Raw genomic sequence first — 14,748 nt, forward strand, 5'->3', positions numbered from 1 at the left:
ATGTAAAAAATGGTATGGCTTGCCGCTGCGGTAATCCCTTATAATGGTGAGATGGAAAGGGGCGAAGAGCTTGCTGGAGCATGAGAAAGACGTATGGGAGCAAGGATTCGGCCTGATTGCCGGCATCGATGAGGTCGGAAGAGGCTGTCTATTCGGCGATGTCGTTGCGGCCGCGGTCATCCTGCCCAAAGGCTATGTACTGGAAGGCGTCAACGATTCGAAGAAGCTGTCGGAGAAGAAGCGAGATGCGCTGTACGAGCAAATTATGAATGAGGCTGTGGCTGTAGGTCTTGGTATCGTCGATGTGGATACGATCGAAGCTATCAATATTAAACAAGCTGCCAGATTGGCGATGAAACAGGCGGTCGAGCAATTAAAGACGAGGCCGGATTATTTGCTGGTCGATGCCGAGACCGTTGATATGGATATGCCGCAAACGGCGATTATTCATGGGGATGCACGAAGCCAGTCCATTGCCGCTGCATCGGTTATTGCCAAAGTGACAAGAGACCGGATGTGCGCCGAATGGGACGAGCTCTTCCCGGAATACGGTTTGGCTGTACATAAAGGTTATGCTACCAAGCATCATAGAGAGATGCTGCTGCGTTACGGGCCTACGCCGCTGCATAGGAAGCTTTTTATTCGTAAAGTGATGGCGGAGCTGGAAGAGAAGCCGGCAGAGGGGATGTCCGAGCAGTTGGAGCTTGATCTTCCCATCTAAACAATTGGCGAGTGTCAACCGATACTATACATAAACGATCGATAAATCGAGGTGAACGGATGAACATCAGCGGATTAATTCGCAGCTTGGTTGGCGATCTGACGGCGGCCGACAGCAAAGTGCTTGAATTGAAAGTCGGTCAGGTGGTGAAAGGTGTCGTGCTCCAGCTTCTAAGCGATCAGGAGGCTATGCTGAATATCGGCGGTGTTCAAGTAAGAGCGAAGCTGGAAACGCCGCTTAAGCAGGGTGACGTGACTTATTTGCAGGTTCAGCCGGAATCCAGCGGCGGGCAAATTGTGCTCAAGCCGCTAACGGCTTCGGATGTTCAAATTACTGAGGATTCCATGGGCGAGCTGCTCAAGGCTTTTGCAGTGAAGGATACCGCAGGCGCCCGTCAGATGGTACAGACGATGCAGCAGGAAGGCGTTCCCGTCTCCAAGGAGAACGTGAAAGCGTTCGAAGCTTTAATGAGCAGCGTGCCTGAGGGCGTGAACAAGGAAGAATGGATGCAAGCGGCCGTCCTTGCGCATAAAAAGGGGCTGCCCCTGACGCAAGAAACCGTTGGGGCGCTGAGACAGGTGACCTCAGGCCCGCCCGTCGGGCAAGTGCTGGAAGGGCTGGAACGGCAGGCGGCGGCGCTCCTCGAGAACGAGCCGCAGCATCCGGCGGCGGACATCGCGAAGCAGGTCGTCGCGCTGCTGAAGGAGCTGCGGGCTTCCGCCGCAGCGACATGGCCCGCGCGGCCGCCGGAAGCGCCGGCCGCGGTGCCGGCCCCGCCAGCCTCGCCGCAGGCTGGCCCTGCTGCAGCGGCGGCTCCTGCGGGGCCGCCGGGCGGACAAGGCAGCGCGCCTGCGCCCGCTGCCGCAGCTGCCCCGCCCGCCGCGCCTGCGCAGCCGGCGGGCACGGACGTCCGCGCGGCTGCGCCAAGCGCGGAGCGTGCCGCCGCCCCGGCGGAGCCAGCGGCGGAAGCGAAGGCCGCCCCCGCCGGGCGGGCGGCTGTGCCGGAGGCTCAGGCGCGAAGCGCTGAGCCTGCGAAGGAGCCGCCTGCGCAGAAGGCGGCTGAGGGCGCGCTGCAGACGCACAGCGGTGCGTCTGAGGTGCCGGAGGCTGTTCCGGAGACGAACTGGATCAGCCGGATGTTGAAGGCCGTAGGCGTCGAGCACGAGGCTCAGGTAGCAGCGAAGCTGGATGAGCGGGGCGAGGCTTTCGTACGCCATAAGGCTCAAGCGGACGATCTTCAGCCGGTGCCGCTCGCCGCAGCCTCTAGTCAGGAGGAAACGGTCAAGCCGGCCTCATCGGAAACGCTGAAGAGTCTGTTGCTGCAGCTGACAGCCTCGGACGATACGCCGGTACCGCTTAAAGAGGCGGCGCAGCAAGCTTTAAGCCAAGTGACAGGCCAGCAGCTCATGCTGACAGGCGATAAGAACGCCATGTTCGCTCATATGACACTGTTTGTTCCTTTCCTTGACGGAACGGGCCAGCAATCGGCTGCCGTTCATATTCAATCCCGCAAAGGCAAACGCGGAGAACTCGATGCAAGCAACTGCCGTCTGCTTTTTGATTTGCAGATGAAGGTAATGGGCAATACGCTTGTGGACGTGCATGTCGTGAACAAAATCGTCTCCCTGACGATCCATAACGATCATCCGGCTCTCGGACCGCTGATGGAAGCGTCCAAAGAAGATATCACCTCCGCCATGCAGAAGGCGGGTTACCAATTTATATCCCTAAAATGCTCGCCGTACCCGCAGCCGCTGCCCAAAGAGGAGGGCGCTGCGTCCAATGCGGTTTCGGACGGGAGAGCCGATCTCCGTTCGCTCTATCTCCCCAAAACGTACAAAGGGGTAGATGTCAGAGCATGAACAAAGACAAAAATGCACGTGGAACGCCTGAACCTACCCCCATTAAGAAAGCAGTCGCCCTTCGCTACTCGCCGGAGACGCAGAAAGCGCCGACGCTGATCGCCAAGGGCAAAGGGCAAGTGGCGGAAGCCATCTTGCAGAAGGCGATCGATAACGGCATCCCGATTCAGGAAGATTCCTCCTTGGTGGAAGTGTTGTCGAAGCTTGATCTGGACCAGGAAATTCCTCCTGAACTGTATCAGCTTGTTGCGGAAGTATTGAGCTTTATTTATCGTTCCGATAACCGAATGCGTGCACAGAGGAATGACTTATGACGGACAGACGCAAGGATGACAGGAAACAGTTGGGCAAGCTTGGCGAAGACCTAGCGGAGGCTTATCTATGCCGTCTGGATTACCGGATTCTCGAGCGGAATTGGCGCTGCCGTGCAGGCGAGCTGGATATCGTAGCAGAACATGCAGGGATGCTCGTTGTGGTTGAGGTACGTACGAGGCGGCCTTCCGGTCGCTTTGGCCTGGCCAAAGAATCGGTCGATCTCCGCAAACAAAGCAAGGTCAGAGAAGTTGTCCAACACTATTTGCACCGCCATCGAAAGTACGAACAGTCCGTTCGTTTCGACGTCATTACCGTCGAGCTGACGAGCGACGGTTCGCAGCCTCATATTGAACATATCGAAGGAGCCTTCTGATTCCGTCGTTCAGCCTATTTGGTCGAACTCCGAGACATAAGGCTCTTCTGTATGTCAGGGGAACGAACCGTCTGCATGCTGCTGTTTATCCAAGCTGCGGTATTGGATGGCCTCGGCCAGATGGGCGGGGAGGATCGCATCGCTCTGCTCGAGATCCGCAATCGTGAGCGCAAGCCGGAGAATGCGGTCGTGTGCTCTGGCGCTTAATCCCAAGGCTTCGAATGAAGTGCGGAGCAGCTGATCTCCTTCAGCGGTTAACCGGCAGATTTGGCGTAGAAAGCTTCCGCTCAATTCATTGTTATGGTGAAGGGGAGTTCCGGCATAGCGCTGCTGCTGCCGCCTGTGGGCGATTAGCACAGAGTTGAGCATTTCTTGCGACGACAGAGCGTCCTTTCGCTCTTTCAATTGATCGTAGTCGGGCTTCGGCACTTCGACATGCAGATCGATCCGGTCCAGCAGAGGTCCGGATATTTTGGAGCGGTATTGAACGGTCTTGGCTGGTGAGCAGATGCAGGCGTTGGATTCAGTTTCTGCCCCATAGAAGCCGCAGGGACACGGATTCATGGCCGCCGCCAAAATAAACTGTGCGGGAAATGTGTAGACGGCTCTAGCCCTGGCTATCGTAACCGTGCGGTCTTCGAGCGGTTGTCTCAGCACTTCGAGCGCATTTCTCGTGAATTCGGGCAGCTCATCTAGAAACAGAATACCTCGATGCGCCAAACTGACTTCTCCCGGTTTCGGCAATGTGCCTCCTCCGACTAAACCGGCCGAGGAAATCGTATGATGAGGCGCGCGAAAAGAACGTGTCCGCATCAGCATTGTGCGGTCAGGCAGCTTTCCGGCGGCGCTGTAAATTTTCGTCACCTCCAGCGCCTCGGCATCCGACATCGGCGGCAAAATGGATGGCATGCGTTTGATCAGCATCGATTTGCCAGTCCCTGGCGGACCGATCAACAGGATGTTGTGCATGCCGGCTGCCGCTATGGTCAGTGCTCTTTTGACTTGGTGTTGACCGTTGACGTCGGTGTAATCTTCGACAAATGGCGTGGGGGAGGCGAGATTTGTCGAGGCTTCAAAGAATTGATTGTTGTTGATCGCATGAAATAAGAACTCGTTGTCGGTTTCCTTGGTCCACCGCTTGAAATCGGAGAGCGCCGATAGCCCGCATACCTCGATGCCTCGGATCAATGCGGCTTCAGCGGCATTCGCATGAGGTACGCATATCCGCTTCATTCCGATTTGCTTCGCCGCATGCACCATCGAGAGAACGCCCGGTACCGGTCTCAGCGATCCGTCAAGCGCCAGCTCGCCAAGAAATAACGTCATCTGCAGGCATTCCGGCGACACTTGGCCGGTCGTCATCAGAATCGCGACGGCAATGGCCAAATCGAAGGAGGAGCCTTCCTTGCGCAAGTCAGCAGGCGCCAGATTCACGGTGATCCGGTCCATGGGGAAAGCATAGCCGCCATTCTTGATGGCGGACCGGACACGTTCCACCGACTCCCGGATGGCCGGATCCGGCAGACCGACCAGATTCATTTGGGGCAGTCCGCTGGAGATATCCACTTCCACCTCGATGGTCCGTCCTTCAATGCCTTGCAAGCAGGCGCTCCAAACTTTTCCATACATACGAAAAACACCTTCCCTCTCCATGGTTTGACCAGCCTATAAGCTGTTCATGGGATAAAAGGTGCTTCCTTATCCATCCGCTTCTTTTCCTATATTGTATAGAAAATGGTAAAATTACGCAATCCTTGCGGCGGCAGAAAAACGTTTTAAATAGGCTTTACGTGCACATACTGGAAGATGAGGTGATGACATGCAGGAAAAACCGTATTTTTGTCCCAATTGCCGCTCGAACCGGATTAAATTCAGTATAATCACGAGCTATGCGCAATCCTTTGTGAAGGATGCTCTGTCCGGAAGCATCACGCAGTTCAATGATCCTGATGCGATACCCGAGGAAGAGCCTATGATTCAGTGCCTGGTCTGCTCCTTTACAGGAAATGAATTGCGCTTTATCAAGCAAGCGGAGCGCGAGCCGCGGATGAATACACCGACAACGCCACATTATTGATATCGTGCGAAAGACGGATTTTTCAGTTCATGGAAAATACGTCTTTTTTAGTTATAAATAGAGGGTAGAAGTTAACCCTGTGTAGGATTAGTTGATCAGTGATAGCTAAAGTTTTTCAGTGTGAAAGGAAAGTTTGAATGGATTCACGAAAAAAATAAGGAAACTGTCGAAAATTAGTGATACAATGGTTAGGGCTTGTGAAGAAGTGTGATACTAATTCCGGCAGCAAGAATTATTTCGTGCATAACGCAAATTGGAAAATTACACTTTTTCCCTGTATAGCACGTATAGAAAGTCCATACTGATAGGAGGATTTTAGGAAATGAATATCCATGAGTACCAAGGCAAAGAAGTCCTGAGACAGTACGGAGTCAGCGTTCCTAACGGGAAAGTTGCTTTCACCGTTGACGAAGCTGTTGAAGCAGCGAAAGAACTCGGAACATCCGTCGTCGTAGTAAAGGCGCAAATTCATGCCGGAGGTCGCGGTAAAGCCGGCGGCGTTAAGGTAGCCAAAAACCTCGATGAAGTTCGTACATATGCTAGCGAAATTCTTGGTAAAGTTCTGGTCACTCACCAAACAGGTCCGGAAGGCAAGGAAGTCAAGCGCCTTCTGATCGAACAAGGCTGTGACATTAAGAAAGAATATTATGTAGGTGTGGTTGTTGACCGCGCTACAGGCTCCGTTGTTATGATGGCTTCGGAAGAGGGCGGTACGGAAATCGAAGAGGTTGCCGAACACTCCCCTGAGAAAATCTTCAAAGAAGTTGTAGATCCTGCTATCGGTCTTCAAGCTTTCCAAGCTCGCAGACTGGCGTACAACATTAACATTCCTAACGAGCTGGTTGGCAAAGCTGCTAAATTCATGCTCGCTCTTTATAAAGCATTCGTAGAGAAAGATTGCTCCATCGCCGAAATCAACCCGTTGGTTGTTACAGGCGACGGCGACGTAATGGCTTTGGATGCCAAATTGAACTTTGATTCCAACGCTCTTTTCCGTCACAAAGATATCGTTGCGCTTCGCGATCTGGAAGAAGAAGATGCCAAAGAAATCCAAGCTTCGAAATATGACCTTAGCTACATCGCACTTGATGGTAACATCGGCTGTATGGTTAACGGTGCAGGACTTGCAATGGCTACGATGGACATCATCAAGCACTACGGCGGAGACCCTGCTAACTTCCTAGACGTAGGCGGCGGCGCTACGAAAGAGAAAGTAACAGAAGCTTTCAAAATCATCCTTTCCGATGAGCAAGTGAAAGGTATTTTCGTTAACATTTTCGGCGGTATCATGCGTTGTGACGTCATCGCTGACGGTGTTGTTGCTGCAGCTAGAGAGCTTGGCTTATCCCGTCCGCTTGTTGTTCGTCTTGAAGGCACCAATGTGGAGCTCGGCAAGAAAATTCTTAACGAATCCGGCTTGAATATCGTTGCTGCAGACTCGATGGCAGACGGCGCGCAAAAAATCGTTGCACTTGTGAAATAACTCTAAACCCGAGCGGTTTTTAAATAATATAGGGGATGTGAACAAAAGATCATGAGTATTTTGGTCAATAAACATACAAAAGTCATTACTCAAGGTATTACCGGCGCTACGGGTTTGTTTCATACCAAAGGCGGTCTTGAATACGGCACACAAATGGTTGGTGGCGTAACCCCAGGCAAAGGCGGAACAAAAGTCGACATCACACTGGAAAACGGTGAACTTGTTCAACTTCCGGTTTTCAACACGGTTATCGAAGCTAAAAAAGCTACGGGTGCAACGGCATCCGTTATCTACGTACCACCGGCATTCGCTGCAGAATCCATCATCGAAGCGGTTGACGCGGATCTGGATCTTGTTATCTGTATCACGGAAGGTATTCCAGTGCTTGACATGGTTAACGTGAAACGTTACATGGAAGGCAAAAGAACGGTCCTAATCGGACCAAACTGCCCGGGCGTTATTACACCAGGCGAGTGCAAAATCGGTATTATGCCAGGCTACATCCATACGCCAGGTCACGTCGGTGTTGTTTCCCGTTCCGGAACATTGACGTACGAAGCGGTTCACCAATTGACAACTCGCGGAATCGGACAATCCTCCGCAGTAGGTATCGGTGGGGACCCTGTTAAAGGCTCCGAGTTTATCGATATCCTCAAACGTTTTAACGAAGACCCAGACACATACGCTGTCATCATGATCGGTGAAATCGGCGGAACCGCAGAAGAAGAAGCGGCTGAGTGGGTCGCTGCGAACATGACGAAGCCGGTTGTCGGCTTCATCGGCGGTAAAACTGCGCCTCCAGGAAAACGTATGGGCCATGCCGGTGCGATCATTTCCGGTGGTAAAGGAACAGCTGCTGAGAAAGTAGCGACTATGGAAAGATGCGGAATCCGCGTTGCCGCTACACCTTCCGAAATGGGCTCCACGCTTGTTAGCGTCCTGGAAGAAAAAGGCATGCTGGACAAAGTTATTACCAAAAAATAAATACTTCTATACGAAGGTAAGCAACCTTCCAAATCCCTCATTTTAGGGACTTGGAAGGTTTTTTCTTTTTTCAAGCTTTGCAAGGATTTGTCATTCGAGTAAGGAGTGTATATACTAATGGATAATCGATTGATTTTATTTGGTCTTCATGAACTTGAAGGCGTTGGATGGAAGACGATGCTCCAGCTTGTTAACCGCTTCCCTGAGCCGCAAGTGTTGTTGGAGCTATCAGCATCCGAAATAGCAGCCAGCGGCATTCGATCCTCAGTCGCCGAACAAATCGCATCGCGGTTTACCCCGGCTTTCATCGAGCAGCGGCTACACATATATATGAAGCGATCCATTCAAATCCTGACGATTCTGGACAAAGAGTACCCGCAATACTTGAGAGAGATCGCGCAGCCGCCCTGGGTGCTGTATGTCAAAGGGAGCCTGTCCATGCTAAGCGGCCGGCTGATTAGCATCGTAGGCACGCGAACGCCGACGCAGTATGGCCAGAAGATCGCGGAGGAATGGGCAGCAGCACTATCCAGAGCCGGTTTCCGGATCGTAAGCGGTCTCGCCCGAGGGATCGACAGCAAGGCGCATATCGGCGCCCTTCAGGGGAGAGCGAAGACCGTAGCCGTACTCGGATGTGCGATTGATCAAATATATCCGCGTGAGAATGCGTTATTATTTCGGAAGATCGAGCAGGAAGGCGCGATCATCTCGGAATATCCGATCGGCACCGGGATGAAACCGGGTATGTTTCCGCAAAGAAATCGTATTATTGCCGGATTATCCTTAGGTGTGATGGTTGTTGAAGCGGCTGAGGACAGCGGATCCTTGATTACGGTTGATTTCGCCCTGGATGAGTCGCGGGATGTTTTTGCCGTACCGGGTTCGATTAACTCCCGTTTGAGCGGCGGCGTGCATAATTTGTTGAAAGAAGGCGCCAAGCTGGTGACGAGCGTTGAAGAAATTGTAGAAGACTACAATTATATGATAAATTCAAATGAAATGACGGCTGCCAAGCCGCAGGTTTCCGCATTTACGTTGACAGTTGACGAGGAAGAAATCATACGAATGCTGTCGAATGTGCCGGTCACCATCGATACCTTGTTGGAGGGCAGTCAATTTACGTTTGGACATTTGCATGCAGTTCTGTTATCTTTACTATTGAAAAAGGCGATTAAACAGCTTCCAGGTTCTACCTACATCCTAGCATAAGCAATTCAAGAAGTTTTTCTTCTCGCCAATAGACTTGACCTTTGAAATTAAGAGGGGAGGAAGGACGATCCATGGCGGATTCTTTAGTCATTGTTGAGTCACCAGCAAAAGCCAAAACCATCGGCAAATATTTAGGAAGCAAATTTATCGTAAAAGCCTCAATGGGTCATATTCGCGACCTTCCGAAAAGCCAAATTGGCGTAGAAGCTGAGCGTAATTTTGAACCTAAATACATTACAATCCGTGGTAAAGGGTCTATATTAAAAGAATTAAAAGATGCAAGCAAAAAAGTGAAAAAAATATATCTGGCGGCTGACCCGGATCGTGAGGGTGAAGCGATTGCATGGCATCTGGCTCACTATCTGGACGTCGGTTCGGATGAGCTGTGCCGGGTTGTGTTTAATGAAATTACGAAAGATGCGGTGAAAGACGCTTTCAAGACGCCTCGGCGCATCAATCAGGATCTCGTGAACGCACAGCAGGCACGGCGCATTTTGGATCGGCTCGTGGGATACAAGATTAGCCCGCTGCTCTGGAAAAAAGTGAAGAAAGGCCTATCGGCCGGGCGCGTTCAATCCGTAGCGGTGAAGCTGATTCAAGACCGTGAGAATGAGATCAAAGCTTTTGAACCCGAAGAATACTGGTCCATCACGGTTCAATTGAACGCGGGCAAGGCTGTATTCGAAGCCAAATACCACAGTATCAACGGCGAGAAGAAGGAACTTTCTTCACGCGAGGATGTCGATCAAGTTCTAGCTGCCATGGGCACCGGTTTGTTCAAGGTGAAAGAAGTGAAAGAGAAGGAGCGCGGGCGCAACCCGTCCCCGCCTTTCATTACGAGCTCCATGCAGCAGGAAGCGGCGCGCAAGCTGAACTTCAGGGCATCAAAGACGATGTCCGTCGCTCAGCAGCTGTATGAAGGTATCGACTTAGGCAAAGAGGGTACCGTCGGCTTAATTACGTACATGCGTACGGATTCAACCCGGATCTCGCCTGTCGCCCAAGAAGAAGCCAAAGAGTACATTTTAGCGAAGTTCGGCGAAACCTACTATCCGGAAACGCCGCGCACCTATACCAAGAAGAATGCCAATGCGCAAGACGCGCATGAGGGCATTCGGCCGACCTCCGTATTGCGGGAGCCGGAGCAAGTGAAGGAATACCTCAGCAGAGATCAATACCGCCTGTACAAACTCGTGTGGGAGCGCTTCGTTGCCAGTCAGATGGCGTCGGCCATCCTGGACACGATGACGATCGATTTGACCGCCGGGGATACCCTATTCCGCGCCAACGGATCCAAAATGAAGTTCCCGGGCTTCATGAAGGTATATGTTGAAAGCAACGATGACGGTACGACGGAAGAAGATAAATTGCTCCCTCCCCTTGCCGTCGGCGATTCGTTGGAGAAGCAAGGCATCGACCCGAAACAGCACTTTACGCAACCGCCTCCAAGATATACGGAAGCGCGTTTGGTCAGAGCCCTGGAAGAAATGGGAATCGGGCGTCCAAGTACGTATGCCCCGACTTTGGAAACGATTCAGAAACGCGGATACGTGGCGATCGAAGAGAAGAAGTTTGTGCCTACCGAACTTGGCGAGCTTGTCATTCAATTGATGCAGGAGTTTTTCCCGGAAATCCTGGATATCGAATTTACAGCCCACATGGAGGAAGAGCTCGACTTTGTCGAAGAAGGCAAGGAAGACTGGGTCCGCGTTCTGGACACGTTCTACGCTTCCTTCAAGAAGCGGCTTGAATTCGCCGAAGAAGAGATGAAGGAGATCGAGATTCAAGACGAAGTCTCCGATGAGCTTTGTGAGAAATGCGGCAAGCCACTCGTATACAAAATGGGCAGGTTCGGCAAGTTCCTGGCGTGCTCCGGGTTCCCGGATTGCCGGAATACGAAGCCGATCATCAAGGACATCGGCGTCACGTGCCCGAGCTGCCATGAAGGTAAGATCGTCGAGCGCAGAAGCAAAAAGGGACGCGTATTCTACGGTTGCGACCGTTACCCTACGTGTGATTTCGTTTCCTGGGATAAGCCGGTCAGCAAGCCTTGTCCGGTATGCAGCTCGATGATGATCGAGAAGCGCACGAAGAACGGCGCAACCCTGCAGTGTACGAAATGCGACCATAAAGAAGAAGTAAATGAAGATCAATCTGATGATATGAAAGATTAGAGGTGTCCGATTTGCCAGATTATCCAAGAGTAACAGTCATCGGAGCAGGACTAGCGGGCAGCGAAGCAGCCTGGCAGATTGCGCGTCAAGGCGTGCCTGTTACTTTATACGAAATGCGTAACGTCCGGAAGACGCCTGCGCATATTACCGATCAATTCGCTGAGCTGGTATGCAGCAACTCCTTGCGAGCGAATGGCCTGACGAATGCCGTGGGCGTTCTCAAGGAAGAGATGAGGCGGATGGATTCCCTGATTCTCTCCTGCGCAGACCGTCACGCCGTGCCGGCTGGCGGTGCGTTAGCCGTGGACCGGGACGGCTTCTCCCAAGCCGTTACACAAACATTGCGCAACCACCCGCTGATTGACGTCGTCAATGAAGAAGCACAAGTGTTGCCGGAAGGGATTACAGTGGTTGCTTCAGGGCCGCTGACTTCGCCGGATTTGTCCGCTCAGCTCAAGGAGCTGTTCGGAGAAGAATATCTCTACTTCTATGATGCTGCGGCACCGATTGTAGAGAAGGATTCCATCGATATGAACAAGGTGTACCTCGCTTCCCGGTATGATAAGGGCGAAGCGGCGTATCTCAACTGCCCGATGACCGAAGAGGAGTTCAATGTTTTCTACGAAGCCTTGATCACGGCTGAGGTTGCCGAGTTGAAAGAATTCGAGAAAGAAATTTACTTCGAAGGCTGCATGCCGCTTGAAGTCATGGCTAAGCGCGGCAAGCAAACGGTGCTGTTCGGTCCGATGAAACCGGTAGGCTTGGTGAATCCGCATACGGGCAAACTGCCGCACGCCGTTGTACAGCTTCGTCAGGACAACGCGGCCGGAACGCTTTATAATTTGGTCGGGTTCCAGACCCATCTCAAATGGGGTGAGCAGAAGCGCGTCTTGTCGCTGATTCCCGGATTGGAACAAGCCGAGTTCGTCCGCTACGGTGTTATGCACCGCAACACATTCATTAATTCGCCGAAGCTATTAGAGCCGACATACCAATACAAGCGGCGTGAGAATTTGTTCTTCGCAGGTCAAATGACAGGTGTCGAAGGGTATGTCGAATCCGCAGCATCCGGGTTAATCGCTGGGCTTAATGCGGGACGCCTTGCCAAAGGTCAGTCCTGTGTAGTGCTGCCGGAGGAAACGACGTTAGGCAGTATGGCGCATTACATCACAACCGCCGATTTTAAGCATTTCCAACCCATGAATGCCAATTTCGGATTATTGCCGCAGTTGCCGGAACGCATCCGGAACAAAAAAGAGAAGTACGAGAAGCTCGCGAACCGGGCGTTGGAAAGTATTCAGAATTTTTCGAAAGTGATCGCCGAATAGTTGTAATTTGACACTTTACTGTGTTACTATAATTATGTTTTGAATCATTATTCATTCGATTTCTCATACCATGTACCTCTAGATGCGGTCTTTACGAAAGAATTGACCTCGCTAGAGGTTTATCTCTTTTATTAGACCGAAACCTGCAACAAAGACTTGCTTTCAAGGTGTATCATTCCATTGGAGGGGTGAAAGAGATGGATTCCAGTCAAGCTCAATTTCACGCGACAACGATTTTTGCCATTCGTCATCAAGGTAAAGGCGCAATAGCAGGTGACGGTCAAGTTACATTCGGCAATAGCATGATTATGAAAAGCAGTGCCAAAAAAGTGAGGCGTTTACATAGAGGGAAGGTTATCGCCGGTTTCGCCGGATCTGTAGCCGATGCGATTACGCTTTTCGAGAAGTTCGAAGGGAAGTTGGAGGAGCATCACGGGAATCTGCAGCGTGCGGCGGTAGAGCTCACGAAAGACTGGCGGCAGGACCGCGTGCTGCGGCGCCTGGAAGCTATGATGATCGTGATGGATGCGTCCGGTCTGCTCCTGCTGTCGGGCAACGGCGAGATTATCGAGCCGGATGACGGTATTCTGGCCATCGGTTCCGGAGGAAGCTTTGCGCTGGCAGCCGGGAGAGCTTTGCATCGCCATGCACCGAACCTGAGCGCCAAAGAAATCGCTCATGCCGCGCTGACGACGGCCGCTGAAATTTGCGTGTTCACGAATCACAATATTATCGTTGAAGAGATTGAATAGATGCTTATATTGGATTACTAGGAGGGTACCCGAATGGCAAACAGCTCCCTTACACCTAAACAAATTGTCCAAGAATTGGATCGTTATATTGTCGGTCAGAAGAAAGCCAAGAAATCGGTCGCTATTGCATTAAGGAATCGTTATCGGAGAAGTCTTGTGGATGAGGCCATGCGGGATGAAATCGTGCCGAAAAATATTTTGATGATCGGACCGACCGGTGTCGGCAAAACGGAAATTGCGCGCAGATTGGCGAAGCTGGTAGGAGCGCCGTTCATTAAAGTAGAGGCAACGAAGTTTACAGAGGTTGGTTACGTTGGCCGGGACGTCGAGTCGATGGTAAGGGACTTGATCGAAACTTCCGTGCGTATGGTGAAAGGCGAGCGGATGGAGAAGGTGAAGGACCGTGCTGAGAAAATGGCGAACGAGCGTCTCGTTTCCCTGCTTGCGCCGAGTCCGGCGAAATCCAAATCACAGCGCAATCCGTTCGAAATGTTGTTCGGAGGCCAGAATCAGCCGGATCAGGAGGAAAGTGTGCCTGACCCGAACTTGTCATCCAAAAGGGCGCAAATTGCCGAACAATTGACTGATGGTAAATTAGAAAACGAAATCGTTGAAATCGAAGTCGAGGATTCCTCGCCTTCCATGTTGGATATGCTTGCCGGCCAAGGCAATGAGCAATCCGGCATGAACATGCAAGAGATGTTTGGCAACCTGCTTCCGAAGAAAATGAAGAAGCGCAAGCTTCCAGTGAAAGAAGCGCGAAAAGTGCTGACGCAGGAAGAAGCGCAGAAATTGATCGATATGGATGATGTGATCCAGGAATCGATTTACCGCGCCGAGCAATCCGGCATTATTTTCATCGATGAAATCGATAAGGTTGCAAGCAGTACGCGCGGCGGTGGCGGCGGACCGGATGTCTCCCGTGAAGGTGTACAGCGGGATATTCTGCCGATCGTCGAGGGTTCGACTGTCGTGACGAAATACGGTCCGGTTAAGACGGACTACGTGTTATTCATCGGTGCCGGCGCCTTCCACATTTCAAAGCCCTCGGATTTGATTCCCGAACTGCAGGGAAGGTTCCCGATTCGCGTGGAGCTTAGCGATCTGACGCTGGAGGATTTTGTATCGATTTTGAAAGAACCCAAAAATGCGCTGACGAAGCAGTACACGGCTTTGTTGCAAACCGAAGGTATAACCGTTGAGTTTGCAGAGGAAGCTATCTATGAACTTGCCCGAATCGCTGTTGAAGTGAATCAGAACACGGAGAATATCGGAGCGCGCCGTTTGCATACGATTTTGGAGAAACTTCTGGAAGATTTGTCTTTCGAAGCTCCTGAGCTTACATTAGAATCATTTGTCATCAATCCGGAATACGTCCGTGAGAAATTAAGCGGAATTGTTCAGAATAGAGATTTAAGCCAGTACATCTTATAATGAAAGATTGCATGGTGAAGTAAGTAGGAGGCAGTT

General features: G+C 51.7%; 13 protein-coding genes. 12 read left to right on the plus strand and 1 reads right to left on the minus strand.

Annotated elements, in window-relative coordinates:
* The first annotated feature begins 70 nt into the window (after window positions 1-70).
* The 4 genes from J2X61_RS27720 to J2X61_RS27735 are packed head-to-tail and all read left to right on the plus strand — an operon-like array spanning window position 71 to window position 3,271.
* On the plus strand, window positions 71-721 hold the full coding sequence (locus J2X61_RS27720) for a ribonuclease HII (RefSeq protein WP_274471666.1): 651 nt from the start codon (window positions 71-73) through the stop codon (window positions 719-721).
* A 59-nt stretch (window positions 722-780) separates the two neighbouring features.
* Window positions 781-2,583 carry a hypothetical protein gene (locus J2X61_RS27725; protein ID WP_310192567.1) on the plus strand — a complete coding sequence of 601 codons (1,803 nt, stop codon included), beginning with the start codon at window positions 781-783 and terminating at the stop codon, window positions 2,581-2,583.
* Window positions 2,580-2,897: an EscU/YscU/HrcU family type III secretion system export apparatus switch protein gene (locus tag J2X61_RS27730; protein WP_274471290.1), complete on the plus strand. Its 318-nt coding sequence runs from the start codon at window positions 2,580-2,582 to the stop codon at window positions 2,895-2,897. Before J2X61_RS27725 ends, J2X61_RS27730 begins: the two co-directional genes overlap by 4 nt.
* Complete coding sequence (locus J2X61_RS27735; protein ID WP_274471292.1) at window positions 2,894-3,271, plus strand: YraN family protein; 378 nt, start codon at window positions 2,894-2,896, stop codon at window positions 3,269-3,271. Before J2X61_RS27730 ends, J2X61_RS27735 begins: the two co-directional genes overlap by 4 nt.
* A 54-nt stretch (window positions 3,272-3,325) precedes the next feature.
* Here J2X61_RS27735 and J2X61_RS27740 read toward each other — a convergent pair whose 3' ends face one another.
* Window positions 3,326-4,900 carry a YifB family Mg chelatase-like AAA ATPase gene (locus J2X61_RS27740; RefSeq protein WP_310192572.1) on the minus strand — a complete coding sequence of 525 codons (1,575 nt, stop codon included), beginning with the start codon at window positions 4,898-4,900 and terminating at the stop codon, window positions 3,326-3,328.
* 190 nt (window positions 4,901-5,090) lie between these two features.
* On the opposite strand from J2X61_RS27740, the gene J2X61_RS27745 reads away from it, so the two are divergent.
* The 8 genes from J2X61_RS27745 to hslU all read left to right on the plus strand — a co-directional run bounded on the left by J2X61_RS27745 (window position 5,091) and on the right by hslU (window position 14,712).
* Window positions 5,091-5,348, plus strand: a complete 258-nt coding sequence (locus J2X61_RS27745) for a hypothetical protein (protein WP_274471295.1) — start codon at window positions 5,091-5,093, stop codon at window positions 5,346-5,348.
* Between the two features lie 322 nt (window positions 5,349-5,670).
* Window positions 5,671-6,831, plus strand: coding sequence for an ADP-forming succinate--CoA ligase subunit beta (gene sucC, locus J2X61_RS27750; protein WP_310192575.1), 1,161 nt, complete (start codon window positions 5,671-5,673; stop codon window positions 6,829-6,831).
* 51 nt (window positions 6,832-6,882) lie between these two features.
* Window positions 6,883-7,815 (plus strand): succinate--CoA ligase subunit alpha, encoded by a 933-nt coding sequence (sucD, locus tag J2X61_RS27755; RefSeq protein WP_274471298.1) that lies wholly within the window; start codon window positions 6,883-6,885, stop codon window positions 7,813-7,815.
* A gap of 117 nt (window positions 7,816-7,932) precedes the next feature.
* Entirely contained in the window at window positions 7,933-9,024 is a 1,092-nt protein-coding gene (gene dprA / locus J2X61_RS27760; protein ID WP_310192579.1) for a DNA-processing protein DprA, read from the plus strand.
* Between the two features lie 71 nt (window positions 9,025-9,095).
* Window positions 9,096-11,198, plus strand: coding sequence for a type I DNA topoisomerase (gene topA, locus J2X61_RS27765; RefSeq protein WP_310192582.1), 2,103 nt, complete (start codon window positions 9,096-9,098; stop codon window positions 11,196-11,198).
* Window positions 11,199-11,209: 11 nt separating this feature from the next.
* On the plus strand, window positions 11,210-12,526 hold the full coding sequence (trmFO, locus tag J2X61_RS27770) for an FADH(2)-oxidizing methylenetetrahydrofolate--tRNA-(uracil(54)-C(5))-methyltransferase TrmFO (RefSeq protein ID WP_274471301.1): 1,317 nt from the start codon (window positions 11,210-11,212) through the stop codon (window positions 12,524-12,526).
* A 197-nt stretch (window positions 12,527-12,723) separates the two neighbouring features.
* Complete coding sequence (gene hslV, locus J2X61_RS27775) at window positions 12,724-13,278, plus strand: ATP-dependent protease subunit HslV (RefSeq protein WP_274471302.1); 555 nt, start codon at window positions 12,724-12,726, stop codon at window positions 13,276-13,278.
* 33 nt (window positions 13,279-13,311) lie between these two features.
* A complete protein-coding gene (gene hslU / locus J2X61_RS27780) occupies window positions 13,312-14,712 on the plus strand; it encodes an ATP-dependent protease ATPase subunit HslU (RefSeq protein WP_274471304.1) in 1,401 nt (466 codons plus the stop codon).
* The last annotated feature ends 36 nt before the right edge of the window (window positions 14,713-14,748 follow it).

This window comes from Bacillus sp. 3255, assembly GCF_031456485.1.
Classification (GTDB): domain Bacteria; phylum Bacillota; class Bacilli; order Paenibacillales; family NBRC-103111; genus Paenibacillus_E.

Bases quoted from the DNA above. Each gene is read 5' to 3' on its own strand.
- J2X61_RS27725 (WP_310192567.1), top strand. From the start codon at position 781: ATGAACATCAGCGGATTAATTCGCAGCTTGGTTGGCGATCTGACGGCG.
- J2X61_RS27730 (WP_274471290.1), top strand. From the start codon at position 2,580: ATGAACAAAGACAAAAATGCACGTGGAACGCCTGAACCTACCCCCATT.
- J2X61_RS27735 (WP_274471292.1), top strand. From the start codon at position 2,894: ATGACGGACAGACGCAAGGATGACAGGAAACAGTTGGGCAAGCTTGGC.
- J2X61_RS27740 (WP_310192572.1), bottom strand. From the start codon at position 4,900: ATGTATGGAAAAGTTTGGAGCGCCTGCTTGCAAGGCATTGAAGGACGG.
- J2X61_RS27745 (WP_274471295.1), top strand. From the start codon at position 5,091: ATGCAGGAAAAACCGTATTTTTGTCCCAATTGCCGCTCGAACCGGATT.
- sucC (WP_310192575.1), top strand. From the start codon at position 5,671: ATGAATATCCATGAGTACCAAGGCAAAGAAGTCCTGAGACAGTACGGA.
- sucD (WP_274471298.1), top strand. From the start codon at position 6,883: ATGAGTATTTTGGTCAATAAACATACAAAAGTCATTACTCAAGGTATT.
- dprA (WP_310192579.1), top strand. From the start codon at position 7,933: ATGGATAATCGATTGATTTTATTTGGTCTTCATGAACTTGAAGGCGTT.
- topA (WP_310192582.1), top strand. From the start codon at position 9,096: ATGGCGGATTCTTTAGTCATTGTTGAGTCACCAGCAAAAGCCAAAACC.
- hslV (WP_274471302.1), top strand. From the start codon at position 12,724: ATGGATTCCAGTCAAGCTCAATTTCACGCGACAACGATTTTTGCCATT.
- hslU (WP_274471304.1), top strand. From the start codon at position 13,312: ATGGCAAACAGCTCCCTTACACCTAAACAAATTGTCCAAGAATTGGAT.